The organism is Bacillus sp. FSL K6-1366 (assembly GCF_037976695.1).
GTDB lineage: Bacteria > Bacillota > Bacilli > Bacillales > Bacillaceae > Bacillus > Bacillus subtilis.
This window is the reverse complement of sequence record NZ_CP150268.1, coordinates 2,641,447-2,659,215: the sequence shown is the minus strand read 5'-3', so window position 1 is coordinate 2,659,215 and position 17,769 is coordinate 2,641,447. Positions and strand designations below refer to the sequence as shown.

Here is a 17,769-nt window from a genome sequence, read left to right as displayed (position 1 = left end):
TTTATGTTGACCTCTGTTCTGAAATAGCTGTCACTTCAATTCCAGCCGCTTTGAGCTGTTTTCTGATTTTTTGCGCAAATGTCAGCGCATGGGCTCCATCTCCATGAATGCAGACTGTATCTGCTTTTAATGACACATCATGTCCTTGCTGAGATTTGACCGCCCCTTCTTTCACCATTTTGATGACCTGGGTGACGGCGGCATCATCACTTTCAATGAGTGCGTCCGGCTGGGAGCGCGGTGTCAGCGTGCCGTCCGATTGGTATGTTCTGTCGGCGAACACTTCATTTGCGGTCTGAAGTCCGATCCGTTCTCCCGCTTTTACAAGCTCGCTCTCAGCAAGACCGAAAAGAATCAGGCCGGGATCAACCTTATAGACAGCTTTCGCGATAGCATCCGACAGTTTTTGATCGACTGCCGCCATATTGTATAAAGCCCCATGCGGCTTGACGTGCTGCATGTGAAGTCCCTCTGCTTTTAGAAAGCCAGAGAGCGCGCCAATTTGATAAACGACAAGATCATACGCTTCCTCAGGAGAAATCGCCATATTGCGGCGCCCAAAACCGAGTAAATCCGGCAAGCCCGGATGCGCGCCGATTTTCACGCCTTTTTCCGCTGCAAGCGCGACGGTTTTTCGCATAACACTAGGATCTCCTGCATGAAATCCGCATGCGATATTCGCTGATGTCACATACTCTAAAATATCTTGGTCAAGGCCTATCTTGTAGGCTCCGAAGCTTTCTCCTAAATCACAGTTTAAATCAATCTGAAACACAGAATCCCTCCTGCCAAAGCAAACGATATGCTTTATGTCATTTATTGTCCCGAAATTCGGAACGACTATTCCGAATTTTTGAACTTTATTTCATTATAAGTGAATCATATCAGTTTGTGAAATACTTTTGTCAGAAAACCTACCATGGTCCCAGAATAAAACCTGCCAAACTAAAAAAGAGAGTCCATCTTAGGACTCTCTTTTTTTATAGTACCCAATGGCGAATCGCTTTAGCGACACCATCCTCAATATTTGTATCCGTGATATAATCAGCCGTTTCTTTTACGATGTCTTGCGCATTGCCCATTGCGACGCCAAGACCCGCTTCTTTGATCATCGCAATGTCATTAAGGCTGTCGCCCATCGCCATCACATTCTCCATTGTAAAGCCGAGTTTTTCCGTAACCTTGGCAAGGGCTGCAGCTTTGTTGATGCCAAGCGCGTTGACTTCAATGTTTGTCGGACTTGAATTTGTGATTTCGAGCTCTTTGTTTTTTCTCAGCTCCTCAAGCACTTCGTTTCGGATATCGTCATCCTCGATGTCAAAGCCGAATTTGAGCCATTCATGATCCGTAATGTTTTCCGGAAACTCGCCTCTCCATACTTTATTCACCGTAGAAGCCCAGAAATTAGTGTTGTGCTTATTCCGCAAATCCCACATCATTTGAATATGGTCCGTATGAAGCAGCTTCCGTTCCACCAAATTAAAATTCGAATCCCAAATTTCACTGCCGTTTGCCGTGATTAGAAAGGATGACAGCTTTAGCGATTCCGCCAGCTCCCTGCACGTCATCAGCGTCCGGCCCGTGCTGATCACCACATACACACCTTTATCCTCCGCTTCACGAATGGCTTTGCGGTTTTCATCCGAGATCAGCTGCTCGTCGTTCAGCAGTGTACCATCCATATCAATTGCGATCAGCTTGATATCTACATCTTCTCTTTGAACAGACATATATGTACCTCTCTTTATCTTTTTGTTGTGCTTCTCTCTATTCTAATACATTATACCCAGCGGGACAAAAAAGCGATTTCCTATGTTTGAGGAGAATGGATAAGAGGAAAACAAACGGTGAGGTGATCAAACATGACAGAAAAAAAACAGCAAAACAAACCAAATGAAAACCCCGAGCACAACGACTTAACCGATCCGATTCCTAATGAAGAGCTGAAGGAAAATATGAATGATGAAAAACACAAACGCCAGCAAAGAGATAACTCTCAAAGCGAACGGGATTACGACACAAAATAGAACCCCTCACAAAATGTTGTGAAGGGTTTTTTTCATTTTTCAATATAGATGCCGATTTCAGCTTCAGCAACAGGCTGCTCTCCAACTGATGCCTTGGCATGTCCGAACACAAACCCGCGCCGATTGCGCGTGACTTCAAACGTAAGATCAAGCCGGTCACCGGGCACAGCTTCTCCCAGCTTTTCCGCTTTCTTCACCGAAGACAATAATCCCAAGCTGTTCTTATCTGTAATTCCTGTAAAAGCCGCGGTTTGCGCAAGCGCTTCAATCACAAGTGAAAACGGCATTTCTGTTTGCGTATCAGTGATAAACCAGTCGTTCTCACTAATCAGCTTATAAGCTGCCGCATGTTTGCCGGGCTCGCTATCCGTCACGCCATCAATAAACAAAAATGGATAGCGGTGAGGCAAAGATAATGAGTTCATTTTATATCTCCTTTTTTTGACCATTATATCTCAGCCTAAAGTGAAACGATAGGATATAATGGAAAAAACACAAAAGGAGGCCGTTATGTTCCCAAAACCGCTTGTCATTCTCGTACACGAAATATATGGTGTAAACAGCCATATGAAAAAGATGGGCCGGCTGATCAAAATGGCTGGATATGATGTGTTGACGCCCAACCTGCTCGGCGAGGATGAAGTCTACACACTGAAAGAAGAAAAAACGGCATACGAACAATTTACAAAACACGAAAGGCTGAAAACGGGAGAAACCATCATCCAGAATGTGATCAGGCAAAACGCCGGACGGCACATCTTTGTGATTGGATTCAGCGTGGGGGCTACTATCGCATGGAAATGCAGCAGTATGCCTGAGGTGAGCGGATCGGTTTGTTATTACGGTTCCCGGATACGCGACTCTCTTCATCACGTGCCAGCCTGCCCGGTCCTATTGTTTTTCCCTAATTATGAGCCGTCGTTTGACGTAGCGCTTCTTATCAAAAAACTGCGGGAAAAACAGCATACCCATCTTGAGATTTACCAATTCGATGCGCTTCACGGCTTCGCCAATCCTGATTCTGTTTATTTCAACAGGGCCCTTTTCTTCAAAACGCTTTCTATCATAAAAAACGGGGCGGAAAGCCGGCTCCGCACCGTTTCATCATCATTTTTTTAAACGTGCACGGCGCTTTATTATCGGTGCCGTCATGTTCCATGTTCTTTTTGCATTGCATTTTATTTTGCCTGTCTCATCTCACCGAATGGATAAAAGACGAGAGATTCAGTACCGATGATATCGTCCTCAGAAGGCATGCCCATTCCGTTTCTGCTATCCAGTGAATTGAGACGGTTATCTCCCATCACAAAATATTTACCGGTAGGAACCTCAACCTCGAAGTCACCCGTTAAGGTTACACCCGATTCTTTGACCTCTTGTTGTTGTTCCTTTAAGTACGGTTCTTCCACCTTTTTATCATTTATGTACAGCTGATCATTTTTCATTTTAATGCTGTCACCAGGCAAACCGATTAAACGTTTGACAAATGAGCGGCCGCTCTTTTTGTCATGAATGACTATGATGTCGCCTCTGTGAAACCCGCCAGTCCATTTGACTGCTTTATCAACCAGAATTCTTTCTGAGTCTTTAAGCGTTGGGGCCATTGATGATCCTTCAATAAGAAAAGGCTTGTAAAACACCAATCTGATCGTAAAAATGAGAGCTGCGATCATAATGATACTGAGTACAACGATCGTTTTGATTTTTCTTTTTTTCTTTAACGTGATTGTTTTTGCATTCAACTTCCTTCACCCGATGCTTTCCTAAGAATTCCAAATTATTATACAGCATTTGGATCTGCTTGGTTAGACCTTCGTGGAAATTTTCGTAAGGAAATGGACAGGCCGGGGCAGCCATCTGCCACCGGCCTGATTCATCAGAGCTTTCTTAAGCGCGAACAGATTTCATCAGTGACCTCAGCCGTTGTGCTTTGTCCCCCAATGTCGCGTGTTTTGATGCCGTCGGCAGTCACTTGCTCCATTACATCCAGAATTTTTGCCCCCAATTCTTCCTCTCCGAAGTGGTCGAGCATCAGCTTCGCTGTCCAAATCTGGCCGATCGGATTGGCAAGGCCCTGTCCGGCAATGTCAGGAGCTGAGCCGTGAACCGGTTCAAACATGGACGGATATTTGCCAGATGGATTGATGTTCGCAGAAGGCGCAATGCCGATGCTTCCCATCAGGCTTGAGCTGATGTCGGTTAAAATATCACCGAACAAGTTGCTCGCCACAATGACATCAAACGTTTCCGGACGCGTCACAAAAAAAGCCGCCAGCGCATCAATATGCTGAGATGATGTTTCGATTCCGCTATAATCAGCGGCTGTCTGCTGAAAGACTTCATCCCAAAACGGCATCGCGTGATAAATTCCGTTAGACTTTGTGGCGCTTGTCACATGGCTGCGCCGTTTTTTCGCCAATTCGAAGGCAAAGCGCATGACACGTTCTGTCGCTTTTCTCGTAAACACCGCATTCTGGATGGCGATTTCATCATCGCCTCTGTGAATGCGCCCTCCGACTTCACTGTATTCACCTTCACTGTTCTCGCGAATCACCACGAAGTCAAAATCATTTGGATGCAGAAGCGGTGACGTAATGCCCGCCATTTGTTTGGCGGGTCTCATATTAATGGAAAGCTCAAGCTCCCTCCGGATTTTCAGCAGCAGTCCCCATAACGATATATGATCGGGAACCAGCTTCGGATTTCCGACAGCTCCCAAAAAAACCGCTTCAAATTGAGTAAGCGTATGTATTCCATCTTCGGGCATCATTTTGCCATGCTCCAAGTAATAATCACAGCTCCATGGAAAAGCTGTGAATGAGAATGACAAACCTCCGTGTACCTCAGCCGCTGTATGAAGCACTTTCTCAGCAGCCGCTACAACCTCTTTTCCTACTCCGTCTCCCGGTATTGCCGCAATCTCGAATTGTTTCATCGTCATTCTCCTTCCCTTGTTTTCGTAAGCGCTTTCTATTATACTAGATTGCTAGATAGTAAAAAAAGCCCGTGACATTGTGTCACGGTGATCGGTTATTGATTAAGTTTCTTTAAAATGATGGCGTGCAACGGTTCATGGGACTGAATGCCGCACACCTCTTGAAGTACGCCGCTGTATCCTTTTTCTTCGATCAGCGCTTGCAGTTCAACCGCTTCAGGGTCACCGGTGAAATCGAAGCGCAGTGCTGCGGCAATTCCTTCCGCCAGTGCATTCGGTTCTTTTATTTTCTTTGCCGGGCCTACAAGTCTATCATTTTCTCCCAGTTTTCTGAGAGGTGACCTCGCTACGCGGGTCACATCGTCCGAAATGAAAGGATTTTCAAAGCGACCGATGATTTTTTTGATATATTGTTCGTGTTCAGTTTGCTTAAAGCCATACGATTTGACGAGATAGTCACCAGTTTCAAGCAGCGCCGAATGAACGACACGGCGGATTTCCGGATGATCGATTGCTTCTTTGACCGTCTTGAGTCCGCGCTGATAGCCGACATACGCTGTGACCGCGTGTCCGGTATTGACCGTAAACAGCTTCCGTTCGATGTACGGCGTTAAATCATCAACAAACAGTGCGCCGTTTATGACTGGTGTTTTCCCTTTAAAGCCTGATTCATCAATGACCCATTCGAAAAATGGTTCAACCGATACTTTCAGCGGGTCTTCATGATGCTGAATCGGGACGATCCGGTCAACGGCAGAATTCGGAAAACCTACCGTTTCACTGACGGATTTCTGCTCTGCTTCCGTTAAATGGCTGTATATCTCTTTCTTTAAGAAGCTGCTTCCGCCAATCATATTTTCGCAGGCAATGATATTCAGTGTGTCTGCAGTGTTTCTCCGTCTTAAACCTTCTGCGATAGATGGAGCAATCAGCTTCAGCACATTCGGGCCGACAGCTGTTGTGATGAGCGCAGCCTCATTCATCAGCCGGTACAGCTCCTCCGGCTGACTGCCGCTGTTAATCGCGCTGACCGGGCCAATGACCTCAGATGAACGTCCCTCTTCTGCCAGTTCTACTGTGTATTCTTTTTTTTCATTGAGGAGGCTGACCATCGTGTCGTTTACATCCGCAAACACCATATCATAGCCGGAGTGGTGAAGCAGCGCGCCGATAAATCCTCTCCCGATATTTCCCGCACCGAAATGTAAGGCGATCATGTCAGTTCACCTCGTTGAAAATGGCGATCAAATCTTCTTCGCTTTTAGCGGAGATCAGGCGTTCAATGTTTTCTTCTTCTGAACAGATAATGGCGATGTTAGACAAAATGTCTAAATGCTCATTATTTTTACCCGCAATGCCGAATACCACTTTTGCCGTGTTGCCTTCTCCGTACTCAACGCCCTCTGGAATCTGTATGATTGAAATTCCAGAGTGAAGCACCTCGCTTTTCGCTTCTTCTGTGCCGTGTGGAATGGCAATGAAATTCCCCATAAACGTAGAAGACGTTTCTTCACGTTCAAACATTTTGCTAATGTAATCCTCTGTCACGTAGCCGTTGTCAATCAGCGTCTGGCCTGCCAATTTGATGGCCTCTTCTTTTGATGATACCGTTTGATTGAGTTTAATATTTTCCTTTGCGAGTACTTGCATGAGTATCACTCTCTTTCTATAAGATTACTTTTTCAGCTTTTCAATCAGCTCGTCGTATTTCGGGCTGTTTAAGAAGTTATCCACTGAGATGTGCGTCGCGTTCGGCAGCTTTGCTTTCGCGCGGTCCGTTAAATCTTTGTGGGTGATAACAATATCCGCGTCGCTTGGCAGATTGTTAATGGCCGTGTTGGTCACACTGATGTCAAGCTCCGCTTTTTTCACTTTGTTTCTTAAGATGGATGCCCCCATGGCACTTGATCCCATTCCCGCATCACACGCAAAGATAATTTTGTTCACGCTTTCAGGAGACAGCTCAGACGCTTCTTCTGCTTTGGCTTGTTCCGCCTCTAAAGCAGCTGCTGCTTGGCTTTTCTTCCCCTTCATGGACTGCATTTTTTCTGTTGCGGCAGCCAGGTCTTCTTCACTAGCTTTAGAGGATTTCAGGATCACTGCTGAAACGATGAACGATACAGCTGCAGCGACCAATACACCCGCCAATACGCCGAAATAGCCTCCTCTTGGCGTCATTGCCATCAATGCGATAATGCTTCCCGGTGACGCTGCCGCGACAAGTCCGGCATTAAAGATCGTAAACGTTAAGAGTCCGCTTGCTCCGCCGGCAATGGCTGCGAGAATCAGGGCCGGTTTCATCAGAATGTACGGGAAGTAAATCTCGTGAATCCCTCCAAAGAAATGGATGATCGCCGCACCGGGAGCCGTTGATTTTGAAGATCCTTTGCCAAAGAACATGTACGCCAGCAAAATGCCGAGCCCCGGTCCAGGGTTTGCTTCTACTAAAAACAGAATTGATTTTCCTGTTTGAGATGCTTGCTCGATTCCGATCGGGCTTAAGATTCCGTGGTTAATGGCGTTGTTGAGGAACAACACTTTCGCCGGTTCTACAAAAACACTGGCTACGGGCAGTAAATTAGCGTGTACAATGACTTCCACACCAGCCGCCAGCAATTTATTTAGCGTCAGGACAACCGGGCCGATGGCGTAAAACGCGAGAATCGTTAAAGCCGCGCCGACAATCCCTGCCGTAAAGTTGTTGATCAGCATTTCAAAGCCTTGTTTGACTTTATCCTTGAATAATTTATCAGTCTGTTTAATGAGGTATCCGCCAAGCGGACCCATAATCATTGCGCCTAAAAACATTGGAATATCCGATCCGACAATCACCCCAATTGCCGCTGTCGCTCCGACAACTCCGCCGCGGTGGTCGTAGATCATTTTTCCGCCTGTATACGCTATCAAAAGCGGCAATAAATACGTAATCATCGGGCTGACCAGCGTGTTCAGCTGTTCATTCGGAAACCATCCTGCCGGAATAAACAGCGCGGTAATGATACCCCACGCGATAAATGCGCCGATATTCGGCATGATCATTCCGCTCAAATAACTCCCAAAGCGCTGCACTTTCACTTTCATGCCGCCTTGCTGCTGTTCTTGCTGCTGCATATATAAACCCTCCCTGTTTTGTTTGTCGCTGTAAGATAAAAAGTATGTTCAGAGAATGATGCTTCCCTTTGACTCTATGTTAAAACGCTTACAGTCCCTATACAATTGAAAGTAAAGAGGACTTTGGCACATGACTGTGACAATTTTTTAAAAATAAAAAGGCTCCTGATTTCAGGAGCCTTTTCTCTTTCCTCTATAAATGATGTTGCCATTTTGAATCACGTACTTTGCAATCATCCGCTCACTCACAATAAAAACGGGATAGGCGCACACAAGCGCAAAAACAGCCATCGGCACGTGCTGTACAGCCGGCAGCATTGAACCTGCCGCATTGCGGAGGAGCAGCAAAAGATAAATGAGCAGCACAATGGCCGCTAATGATACCAGCATAATCGGAGCTGATACTTTATATTCACAAAGCCGTTCCCGGCAGTGTCCGCAGCGAAATTGACAAGGCACATTTGATGATCTGACCATGTCGCCTGTCAAAGGTTTGCCGCAGTTCGGGCATGGTGTTTCTTTCATAGGGTATTCCTCACTTTCTATTCCATATGTCTATTATACCAGAGTCCCTTCTGTTTCGTTTTGTTGTTGTTCAACACATTTTCACATTTTTTATCATCAGCTTACTTGTCTCTGTCTCTAAAATCCTCTACGCTTAAATAGATCTTAATGAAGAGGGTGTATGAATGCTTCCGATTAATAGACAGCAACACATACTGAAGTGGCTGAAAGAAGAAGGCGCGCTCAGAATTTCTGACATCAGCGCAAGGTTTGGCGTTTCGGAAATGACGGTATACAGAGATGTCAATCAGCTGGTTCAGTCAAATCAGGTCATTAAAACGGCCGGCGGCATCACGCTCCCCGCCCGAACACCTCAAACGGATCATATGTGCAGCTATTGCTTGAAGCCCGTCAATCAAGCTCATTCGGTTCAGCTGATTACGGTAAACCAAGACATTGAACAGCTATGCTGCGCACATTGCGCGTTTTTGCGTTACGCGGATAAAACGGAAGAGGTTTCACACTTGATTTGCAGAGATTTTCTGTTACAGACAACCGTCAGTGCCGGTTCGGCTTATTTCGTCGTAAATGCTGAATTAAACCTGCACTGCTGCCAGCCGCAGGCCATTCCGTTTGCGACACTTGACCATGCCGAACGATTTCAAAAAGGATTCGGCGGAGCCGTCCGCACTTTCGACCAAGCGCTGGAAGACATGCTTCAAGACAGAAAGAAACGCTGCACCTGCACCAAGAAATAACACAACACATACAGCGGAAGGTGGTGTCTGAGTGATGAAGCGAAACAGATGGTGGATCATCCTTCTGCTTTTTCTTGTTTTCCTGCCGAAAACAAGCTTTGCTCACGCCTATATTGTCAAATCTTCACCTGGGGAAAACAGCGAATTAAAAAGCGCCCCTGCGCAGGTGGAAATCGAATTTAATGAACCGGTTGAAGAAGGGTTTCATTACATTAAAGTCTATAATTCAAACGGCGACCGTGTGGATACGGACAAGACTGAAATCAAAAAAGATAATCATCACATCATGACAGTGAAGCTGAAGAAGAATCTGCCTAAAGATGTGTACAGAGCGGAATGGAATGCCGTATCCGCGGATGGACATCCTGTTTCCGGCGTCATTCCGTTCAGTATCGGGAAAGCGGATGGCGGCTTCAGCAGCCAAAAAGCAGCCGACTCAGCGCTGAATCCGGGAACAGCAGCAGATCGCGCGATTCTGTATACAGCCTTATCTCTGTTTATCGGAACGGTTTTCTTCCATCTTTTCTGGTATAAAGGGAAATCAGAACAGCTCGTCAAACGGACGAGACGTATCCTGACCGGCTCGATCGCAGCATTGGGGCTGGCGCTTTTGCTTCAGCTTCCGATTCAGACAAAAGCGAACGCAGGCGGCGGCTGGGGCAGCGCATTCCAGCCGGGCTACATCAGAGAAACACTGTTTGAGACAGCAGGCGGCTCCATTTGGATCATACAGGCCGCGCTGTTCGTGCTGCTCGCACTGTCTGTCATCCCTGCGATACGAAAAAACCGCTTTTCATCCTTTGGCTATTGGACAGCGCCGCTCATTTTCTTTTTCGGTCTCCTGCTCGCCAAGGCGTTTACCGGGCATGCTGCTGTCGTTGAAGAAAAAACGGTCGGCATTTTGATGGATTTCCTTCATTTAACTTCCGCTTCCATCTGGGTTGGCGGAATAGCGGCACTCGTTTCGCTGCTCTCAAAAGAATGGAGGCAGCCTGACAAAACGCTCGCGTGGGAGACGGTCAGACGGTTCTCCCCATGGGCGCTCACTGCAGTCGGCGTCATTTTGTTTTCAGGCTTGCTCAATGGATTTTTCATCATTCGTTCAATGGATTCACTATTCCATACAGCGTACGGCCAAGCTCTTTTAGTGAAAAGCGGGCTGTTTGTTTTCATGCTGGTCTTAGGTGCGATTCATTTTCTGCTTACCAGAAAGCAGCGCCGCACAGGAATCAGCCGAACGTTGAAAGCGGAGTGGGCAATCGGCATCGCTGTATTGATCACAGCTGCCGTGTTTACAAGCCTGCCAAGCCCGCCTGAGCCAGCGCCGGAACCGTTCTACCAAACCAAAGCGATTGAGAACGGACAAAGCGTTTCTCTCAGCATCAGCCCAAACCAGCCCGGAAAAAATGTTTTTGAGCTGCGGGTCACCGACCATAACGGAGATCCCGTGAAAAACATCCAGCAAATCACGTTAACCGTTTATAAAACAGGCCTGTCAGGCAGCGAAAACAAAAGCACCTTTACATTAAAAGAAAAAACAAAAGGCGTCTTCCAAGATCAAAACCTGTCGATTAATGAAAAAGGAAACTGGAAGATCAAAGTCCACGGCCTGACCGGCGACTTTAACGAAATCAATATCATGTTTACAAAGACCAATTAAGGAGTGTTTACGTTGTTGAAAAAAATCGCATTGACACTATGTCCGGCTATTGTCGGCTCCCTCTTATTATTTACGGCCCCTGCCAGCGCGCACGTTTCTGTAAAACCGGCTGAGTCTGCTGCAGGCTCTTGGGAAACGTATACAATGAAGGTCCCTTCTGAGAAAAATCTGCCGACAACGAAGGTAGTCCTCAAAATGCCGAAGGATGTTGAATTCCAGCAATATGAGCCAATTCCGGGCTGGAAGGTTTCCACTCAAAAACATGATGACAAATCAGTCTCCGTGACATGGGAGGCGACTGACGGAGGGATTCAGGAAGGACAGTTCCAGCAGTTTACCTTTGTTGCCAAAAACCCTGACAAAGCGGAGGAAGCCGCTTGGGACGCATACCAATATTACAAAGACGGCAGCATTGTTGAGTGGACAGGTGACGAGGATGCCGATACACCTCATTCCATTACAAACATCACGTCTGCAAAACAAGTGACAGATGAGCACGGCGCCACGAAAACAGAAGACGATTCCGAAAACTCAGGTTCTTCAGCTCTAGACATTACAGCGATTGTGCTGTCTGCGGCTGCCATTATTTTATCTGTAGCAGCACTTGTTAAGAAAAAGCGTGCGTAATAAAAAAGCGATCCAGATGTGATGTCTGGGTCGCTTTTTTTGTTTAACCGCGTCCTGCCTGGAATGAAGGATATTGTGTCATACCACCGTCCGCGAATAACGTGATGCCTGTGACGTAGCTGGCTTCCTTCGAAGCAAGCCAGGCTGCTACTGCGGCGATCTCCTCCGGTTCGCCGATATATCCCATTGGAATCATGCTTTCTACATCAGCTTTCTGTTTAGGGTCAGCGAATTTTTCAGCATTGATTGGCGTGTTGATCGCACCTGGCCCAATATTATTGACGCGAATGCCCTTCGGCGCGTATTCCAACGCTAATGTTTCTGTCATCAGCTTTATCCCGCCTTTACTTGCCGCATAGTGGACAAATAACGGCCAAGGAATCACTTCGTGCACACTGGACATGTTAATGACATTTCCCTTGATATCGTTTTCTACGAAATATTTAATCGCTTCACGGCTTCCTAAAAAGGCACCCGTTAAGTTCGTGCCGATGACTTTATCCCAATCCTTGAGCGGCATTTCGTGAGATGGTACAGGATTTTCAAGACCGGCATTATTAATCATAATATCGAGTGTGCCGAACTCCTTAATTGCCGTTTGCACGATATTTTTTACATCTTCCTCTTTCGTGACATCTCCTTGGACGACAACAGCTTCACCGCCCGCCTTGATGACCTCTTCTTTTACCTCGTTTGGATCTTGTTTATTACTATAATAGTTGATAACCACTTTTGCCTGCTCCTTGCCGAAGCGAATGGCCATCGCCTTTCCGAGCCCTGAAGCAGCTCCTGTAATAGCGACGACTTTTCCTTTTAAATCCGGATACATATACATCCTCCTCCATTTGTTATGAATTTGTTTTGGCGATTCCTAAGAATACGGCGGCGGCAATAATCAGGATAATCCCGATCGCAATTGCTATTAGCTGGCGTTTCGTTTTCTTTTCACGCAGGATGAAAATACCGCCGAGCGTAGAAATGACAATTCCCATTTGTGAAAGGGAAAAGCTCGTTGCAACGCCGACTCGCGGCTGAGAAATAAACAAAAACATATTTCCGCCTGCCCAGATTAACCCTGGGAGAATATTTCTGATCGCATACTTGTTAAAGGGTTTGTGTCTATAGGTTAAAACTAACCCCCCGACCACCATACCAATTGCCTGTGGCAGCAACGCGGACCAGCCGGACACATTGAATAATCTAGCCACTACTACATAAACCAAATAACCAAGAGTCGAAACAAGGAGAATCAAAATGCCCTTTTTCAAATTGCTTGGCTCGCCCTCTTTTTTATCATTCTTATCTTCCAAGGACGTGAGAATGATTCCCACAATGATAAAGATCAAAGCGAGAACGCCAAGCGTAATCGCAATCGGTGTTGACCATTCGCGGAACACGATCACACCGAACAGCGAGGTGGAAACGAGCTGCATTCCTGTGGAAATCGGCATTGTTTTCGACACGCCCATCAATTGAATGCTTTTCAGCTGGTTGGCCTGTCCAAGTGACCAAAATAAGCCGGATACGATTCCAACAATAAAAATGCGAAGGGACAGAACGGGCTGAACAAAAAAGTAAATAACGATAGAAACAATGAGTGCCCCGATCGTCGTTCCCAGTGTCTGGCTGTACGGCCCGCCGCCTAATTTCACATTGAAGAGAACAATGCTCCCCCAAAACAAAGCCGGGAGAAGAGCCAATAATAAATCCATTGTTGGGGAACCTTCTTTCAAAATGTATTTGCTGTTATTTTGGCTGGAATTGTTGTGATTATTCGCCGGAACAGAAAAAGAGCTGCCGGAAAATCCGGCAGCTCTCAGGAGCGTGCATTCTTTTATAAACCGATGGACAAATATTTTGTTTCAAGGTACGGCTCGATACCTTCTGAACCGCCTTCACGGCCAATGCCGCTTTCTTTCATTCCGCCGAATGGCGCTTGAACCGCTGACGGTCCGCCGTCATTCCAGCCGATAATGCCATACTCTAGATTCTCGGAAATATAGATGCCGCGGCGGTAGTTTTCTGTGAAGAAGTAAGCAGCCAAGCCATACGGTGTATCGTTGGCAAGCTGAATCGCTTCATCAATATCAGAAAACGTGACGATCGGGGCGACCGGACCGAATGTTTCCTCATGCATGATGTTCATGGACGTATCGACATCGGTGAGCACTGTCGGATTCACAAAGTAGCACCCTTTGTCATCGTTTCGGTCATATGTGCCCCCAGCAATAACCTTCGCGCCTTTTTCAACCGCATCATCAATTTGGCTGACGATTTTTTCGAAGCCTCGTTTGTTGATGATCGGGCCGACATTGACGCCTTCCTCAAGTCCATTTCCGACTTTCAGCTTAGACACTTGCTCGCTCAGTTTCGCAGCAAATTCATCCTTGATGGATTCATGAACGATCAGGCGGTTGGCACATACGCAGGTTTGGCCTGCGTTTCGGTATTTGGACGCCATCGCCTGTTCAACGGCAAGGTCAATGTCTGCATCTTCATCTACGATCAGCGGGGCGTGTCCGCCGAGTTCCATTGAGACGTGCTTCACGGTGTCCGCGCTGTTTTTCATAAGGATTTTCCCTACAGGTGTTGAGCCTGTGAAGGTGATTTTGCGGATTTTCGGACTGCTTGTGAACACATTTCCGATTTCTTCTCCATCGCCGATTACAACCTGAAGAACATCCTTCGGAATGCCCGCTTCATATGCGAGGCGCGCTAGTTCATAAGCAGACAGCGGTGTGTCCGGCGCCGGCTTGATGATAAATGTACAGCCAGCGGCAAGAGCAGGCGCCGCTTTGCGTGTAATCATCGCATTCGGGAAATTCCAGGGCGTGATAGCAGCAACGGGGCCGACCGGCTGGCGTGTGACAACAATTCGTTTACCCGTTGTCGGGGCCGGGACCGTTCTTCCGTACACACGCTTCGCTTCCTCTGCGAACCATTCGATATAGCCTGCGCCGTAAAGTACCTCGCCGACTGCTTCCTGGTATGGTTTTCCGTTTTCCTTTGTAATTAAATCTGCAAGCTCTTCTTTATGTTCAACAATCAGCTCATACCATTTTTTCAAAAGAGACGCTCTTTCGTTCGCTGATGTTTTAGACCACGTTTTAAACGCTTGATGTGAACGTTCAATGGCTTCTTCTACCTCTGTGGCTGATTGCTGAGGAATCGTTTTGATCTCCTCGCCCGTAGCCGGGTTGTAGACCGTTAATTGATCTGGCATATTGAACATTCCTTTCTTTTCATGATTACTTAAAATGATAGCAGACCCAGCCGTTTTCTTTCCAATGATTAAGCTCGCAGGCCCGCCTCCAAGATGCTGAGCCCTTCATTTAAAAGGCTGTCTGAGATGACGAGCGGTGCCAAAAAGCGGATGATATTACCGTTAATTCCCGCTGTCAGCAAAAGTAATCCGTTTTGATTCGCATAGGCCGCGATCGCTGCTGCTTTTGCTTTATCAGGCTCACGCGTGTCTGGATCCTTGACGATTTCGATTGCGGCCATCGCCCCGAGTCTGCGGATGTCACCGATGAACAGGAATTCTTTTTTCCACTCATACGCCCTATCTTCAATGATTTTGCCAATTTCTTCAGATCGCTCATTCAGTCCTTCTTCTTCGATAATATCCAAGACTGCCAAAGCCGCCGCGCAGCCGAGCGGGCTGCCGGCATACGTGCCGCCCAGCTCCCCTGGCGCTGCCGCATCAAGCATTTCCGAACGCCCGATCACGCCGCTTAATGGCAGGCCTGCCGCAAGCGATTTAGAAACCGTGATCAGATCGGGCACTACATCAAAGTGCTCAATTGCGAAATAAGTGCCAGTTCTGGCAAAGCCGGTTTGGATTTCATCAGCAACAAAAACAATGCCGTGTTCTTTGCAGAATGAAGCGACGTGCTGTACGAACCGTTTCGAAGGAATAATAAACCCGCCTTCTCCCTGCACTGGCTCCATCACGACACACGCCACCGTTTCAGGCGCCACTGAAGCGATAAAGAAATCATTGAATGCTTGAATGACCATATCGTCATAGCTTTCATCACTCATGCCGGCCGGCTTCTGATAATAATAAGGGAACGGCGCTTGATAAACCTCTGGCGCAAAAGGCCCGAAACCGAATTTATAAGGTTTTACCTTGCTTGTCATGCTCATCGTCATATTCGTGCGCCCGTGAAACCCGCGTGTAAACGAGACAACGCCTTGGCGCTTTGTATACTTTCTGGCGATTTTCACAGCGTTTTCGACCGCTTCTGCCCCTGAGTTAAGAAAAATCGCTTTTTTCTCATGGCTGCCCGGTGCAATGCCACACAGTTTTTCGGCTAACTCGATATAAGTCGGGTACATCATGACATTAAAGCCAGGATGAATCAGCTCCTCCGCCTGCCGCTTCACAGCCTCAACCACCTTCGGATGCGAGTGTCCGACATTTAACGTGCCGATGGCGCCTGCAAAATCAATAAATCTCCGGCCGTCCAGATCGTACAGCTCGGCCCCTTCTCCTTTGACCGCCAGACTGCGGTTGCCGTTGCTCACACCTTTTGACACAAATTGATCCCGTTTTTGCTGCCATTGTGCAGTTGTGATGCTTGCTGTTGTTTGACTCATGTGAATATCCCCCTGTCGGTATTTTCTTATCATTCTGACTTCTCTTTGGTATGATGAAAAGTACCAATTATAACTTTTTGATGGTATCAGAAGGAGAAAATACAAATGGATATCACGATTACACTCGATCGTTCAGAGCAAGCCGATTATATCTATCAGCAAATTTATCAAAAGCTGAAAAAAGAAATCCTCAGCCGCAATCTGCTGCCGCACTCGAAGGTTCCCTCCAAGCGGGAGCTGGCTGAAAATCTCAAGGTCAGCGTAAATTCAGTGAATTCAGCCTATCAGCAGCTGCTGGCTGAGGGGTATTTGTACGCCATTGAACGAAAGGGTTTCTTCGTGGAGGAACTAGACATGTTTTCCGCCGAGGAGCACCCTCCATTTGCACTGCCGGATGACCTAAAAGAGATTCACATCGACCAGAGCGATTGGATATCGTTTTCACACATGAGTTCCGATACAGACCATTTTCCGATCAAAAGCTGGTTCCGCTGCGAGCAAAAAGCGGCCTCCCGCTCATACCGCACGCTCGGCGATATGTCACATCCGCAAGGGATATATGAAGTGAGAGCGGCCATTACGAGGCTCATTTCCCTGACGAGGGGTGTAAAATGCAGGCCGGAACAAATGATCATAGGGGCAGGCACACAGGTGCTCATGCAGCTGTTGACTGAGCTTTTACCCAAGGAAGCCGTGTATGCGATGGAGGAGCCTGGCTACAGGCGCATGTATCAGCTTTTGAAGAATGCCGGAAAACAAGTAAAGACGATCATGCTGGATGAAAAAGGCATGTCGATTGCTGAAATCACCAGACAGCAGCCAGATGTGCTGGTGACCACCCCGTCGCATCAGTTTCCGTCCGGAACGATTATGCCTGTATCCAGAAGAATTCAGCTGCTGAACTGGGCAGCCGAGGAGCCGCGCCGATATATCATTGAGGACGATTATGATAGTGAATTCACATATGATGTAGACAGTATTCCGGCGCTGCAAAGCCTCGACCGTTTTCAAAATGTCATCTATATGGGAACCTTTTCAAAGTCCCTTCTCCCCGGCTTGCGGATCAGCTATATGGTGTTGCCGCCTGAGCTGTTGAGGGCATACAAACAGCGGGGCTATGATCTGCAGACTTGCTCATCACTCACACAGCTCACCCTGCAGGAATTTATCGAGTCTGGTGAATATCAAAAGCATATAAAAAAAATGAAGCAGCATTATAAAGAAAAGAGAGAACGCCTGATCACCGCTTTAGAAGCAGAGTTCAGCGGAGAGGTTACCGTAAAAGGGGCAAATGCGGGGCTGCATTTTGTTACCGAATTTGATACCAGGCGCACCGAACAAGACATCCTGTCACATGCTGCCGGGCTGCAGCTTGAAATATTCGGAATGAGCCGATTTAACTTGAAGGAAAACAAGCGGCAAACGGGCAGGCCTGCTCTCATTATCGGCTTTGCACGGCTGAAGGAAGAAGATATTCAGGCGGGTGTGCAGCGGCTTTTCAAAGCGGTTTACGGACATAAAAAAATCCCCGTTACAGGGGATTGA

The 17,769-nt window shown here is 47.1% G+C and carries 19 protein-coding genes; 6 read left to right on the top strand and 13 right to left on the bottom strand.

Annotated elements, in window-relative coordinates; all coding sequences use genetic code 11:
• Position 1: 1 nt before the first annotated feature.
• Positions 2 to 775: a 5-oxoprolinase subunit PpxA gene (gene pxpA, locus MHI44_RS13900; RefSeq protein WP_015715254.1), complete on the bottom strand. Its 774-nt coding sequence runs from the start codon at positions 773 to 775 to the stop codon at positions 2 to 4.
• A 205-nt stretch (positions 776 to 980) separates the two neighbouring features.
• Positions 981 to 1,730, bottom strand: coding sequence for a phosphoglycolate phosphatase (locus MHI44_RS13895; RefSeq protein ID WP_003234424.1), 750 nt, complete (start codon positions 1,728 to 1,730; stop codon positions 981 to 983).
• Between the two features lie 132 nt (positions 1,731 to 1,862).
• Here MHI44_RS13895 and MHI44_RS13890 point away from each other — a divergent pair, with 132 nt between their 5' ends.
• Positions 1,863 to 2,027, top strand: coding sequence for a hypothetical protein (locus MHI44_RS13890; RefSeq protein WP_003234425.1), 165 nt, complete (start codon positions 1,863 to 1,865; stop codon positions 2,025 to 2,027).
• 32 nt (positions 2,028 to 2,059) lie between these two features.
• Here the strand turns inward: MHI44_RS13890 and MHI44_RS13885 are convergent, their stop codons facing one another.
• Positions 2,060 to 2,452, bottom strand: a complete 393-nt coding sequence (locus MHI44_RS13885) for a 3-hydroxyacyl-ACP dehydratase FabZ family protein (RefSeq protein WP_122895042.1) — start codon at positions 2,450 to 2,452, stop codon at positions 2,060 to 2,062.
• Positions 2,453 to 2,537: 85 nt separating this feature from the next.
• Between MHI44_RS13885 and MHI44_RS13880 the strand changes: the two genes are divergently transcribed.
• Positions 2,538 to 3,146 (top strand): dienelactone hydrolase family protein, encoded by a 609-nt coding sequence (locus MHI44_RS13880; RefSeq protein WP_116316421.1) that lies wholly within the window; start codon positions 2,538 to 2,540, stop codon positions 3,144 to 3,146.
• A gap of 59 nt (positions 3,147 to 3,205) precedes the next feature.
• On the opposite strand, the gene lepB is transcribed toward MHI44_RS13880, so the two are convergent.
• From lepB to MHI44_RS13850, 6 genes are all read right to left on the bottom strand, one after another.
• Positions 3,206 to 3,769 carry a signal peptidase I gene (gene lepB, locus MHI44_RS13875; RefSeq protein WP_014475826.1) on the bottom strand — a complete coding sequence of 188 codons (564 nt, stop codon included), beginning with the start codon at positions 3,767 to 3,769 and terminating at the stop codon, positions 3,206 to 3,208.
• 134 nt (positions 3,770 to 3,903) lie between these two features.
• Positions 3,904 to 4,968, bottom strand: a complete 1,065-nt coding sequence (locus tag MHI44_RS13870; RefSeq protein WP_003234436.1) for a tartrate dehydrogenase — start codon at positions 4,966 to 4,968, stop codon at positions 3,904 to 3,906.
• An 89-nt stretch (positions 4,969 to 5,057) separates the two neighbouring features.
• The gene (locus MHI44_RS13865) at positions 5,058 to 6,179 is read right to left on the bottom strand and encodes a mannitol-1-phosphate 5-dehydrogenase (protein WP_339202163.1); all 1,122 of its coding nucleotides are present in this window, start codon (positions 6,177 to 6,179) and stop codon (positions 5,058 to 5,060) included.
• A gap of 1 nt (position 6,180) precedes the next feature.
• On the bottom strand, positions 6,181 to 6,612 hold the full coding sequence (locus MHI44_RS13860) for a PTS sugar transporter subunit IIA (RefSeq protein WP_003246714.1): 432 nt from the start codon (positions 6,610 to 6,612) through the stop codon (positions 6,181 to 6,183).
• A gap of 24 nt (positions 6,613 to 6,636) precedes the next feature.
• Entirely contained in the window at positions 6,637 to 8,073 is a 1,437-nt protein-coding gene (locus tag MHI44_RS13855) for a PTS mannitol transporter subunit IICB (protein ID WP_010886406.1), read from the bottom strand.
• 171 nt (positions 8,074 to 8,244) lie between these two features.
• On the bottom strand, positions 8,245 to 8,598 hold the full coding sequence (locus tag MHI44_RS13850; RefSeq protein ID WP_339202161.1) for a hypothetical protein: 354 nt from the start codon (positions 8,596 to 8,598) through the stop codon (positions 8,245 to 8,247).
• A gap of 164 nt (positions 8,599 to 8,762) precedes the next feature.
• On the opposite strand from MHI44_RS13850, the gene ycnK reads away from it, so the two are divergent.
• Genes ycnK through MHI44_RS13835 form a run of 3 tightly spaced genes read left to right on the top strand, consistent with a single transcriptional unit; the run spans position 8,763 to position 11,622 of the window.
• Positions 8,763 to 9,335: a copper uptake transcriptional regulator YcnK gene (ycnK, locus tag MHI44_RS13845; protein WP_003234446.1), complete on the top strand. Its 573-nt coding sequence runs from the start codon at positions 8,763 to 8,765 to the stop codon at positions 9,333 to 9,335.
• A gap of 34 nt (positions 9,336 to 9,369) precedes the next feature.
• A complete protein-coding gene (ycnJ, locus tag MHI44_RS13840) occupies positions 9,370 to 10,995 on the top strand; it encodes a copper transporter YcnJ (RefSeq protein WP_088325309.1) in 1,626 nt (541 codons plus the stop codon).
• Between the two features lie 12 nt (positions 10,996 to 11,007).
• A complete protein-coding gene (locus tag MHI44_RS13835; protein ID WP_043858126.1) occupies positions 11,008 to 11,622 on the top strand; it encodes a DUF1775 domain-containing protein in 615 nt (204 codons plus the stop codon).
• A 43-nt stretch (positions 11,623 to 11,665) separates the two neighbouring features.
• On the opposite strand, the gene gdh is transcribed toward MHI44_RS13835, so the two are convergent.
• From gdh to gabT, 4 genes are all read right to left on the bottom strand, one after another.
• Positions 11,666 to 12,451: a glucose 1-dehydrogenase gene (gene gdh / locus MHI44_RS13830; RefSeq protein ID WP_003246720.1), complete on the bottom strand. Its 786-nt coding sequence runs from the start codon at positions 12,449 to 12,451 to the stop codon at positions 11,666 to 11,668.
• Between the two features lie 19 nt (positions 12,452 to 12,470).
• Positions 12,471 to 13,334: a glucose uptake protein GlcU gene (gene glcU, locus MHI44_RS13825; RefSeq protein ID WP_003234455.1), complete on the bottom strand. Its 864-nt coding sequence runs from the start codon at positions 13,332 to 13,334 to the stop codon at positions 12,471 to 12,473.
• A gap of 122 nt (positions 13,335 to 13,456) precedes the next feature.
• Positions 13,457 to 14,845 carry a succinate-semialdehyde dehydrogenase gene (gene gabD, locus MHI44_RS13820; protein WP_015382777.1) on the bottom strand — a complete coding sequence of 463 codons (1,389 nt, stop codon included), beginning with the start codon at positions 14,843 to 14,845 and terminating at the stop codon, positions 13,457 to 13,459.
• 68 nt (positions 14,846 to 14,913) lie between these two features.
• Positions 14,914 to 16,224: a 4-aminobutyrate--2-oxoglutarate transaminase gene (gene gabT / locus MHI44_RS13815; RefSeq protein ID WP_213385827.1), complete on the bottom strand. Its 1,311-nt coding sequence runs from the start codon at positions 16,222 to 16,224 to the stop codon at positions 14,914 to 14,916.
• Between the two features lie 105 nt (positions 16,225 to 16,329).
• Here gabT and gabR point away from each other — a divergent pair, with 105 nt between their 5' ends.
• On the top strand, positions 16,330 to 17,769 hold the full coding sequence (gabR, locus tag MHI44_RS13810) for a transcriptional regulator GabR (protein WP_106074065.1): 1,440 nt from the start codon (positions 16,330 to 16,332) through the stop codon (positions 17,767 to 17,769).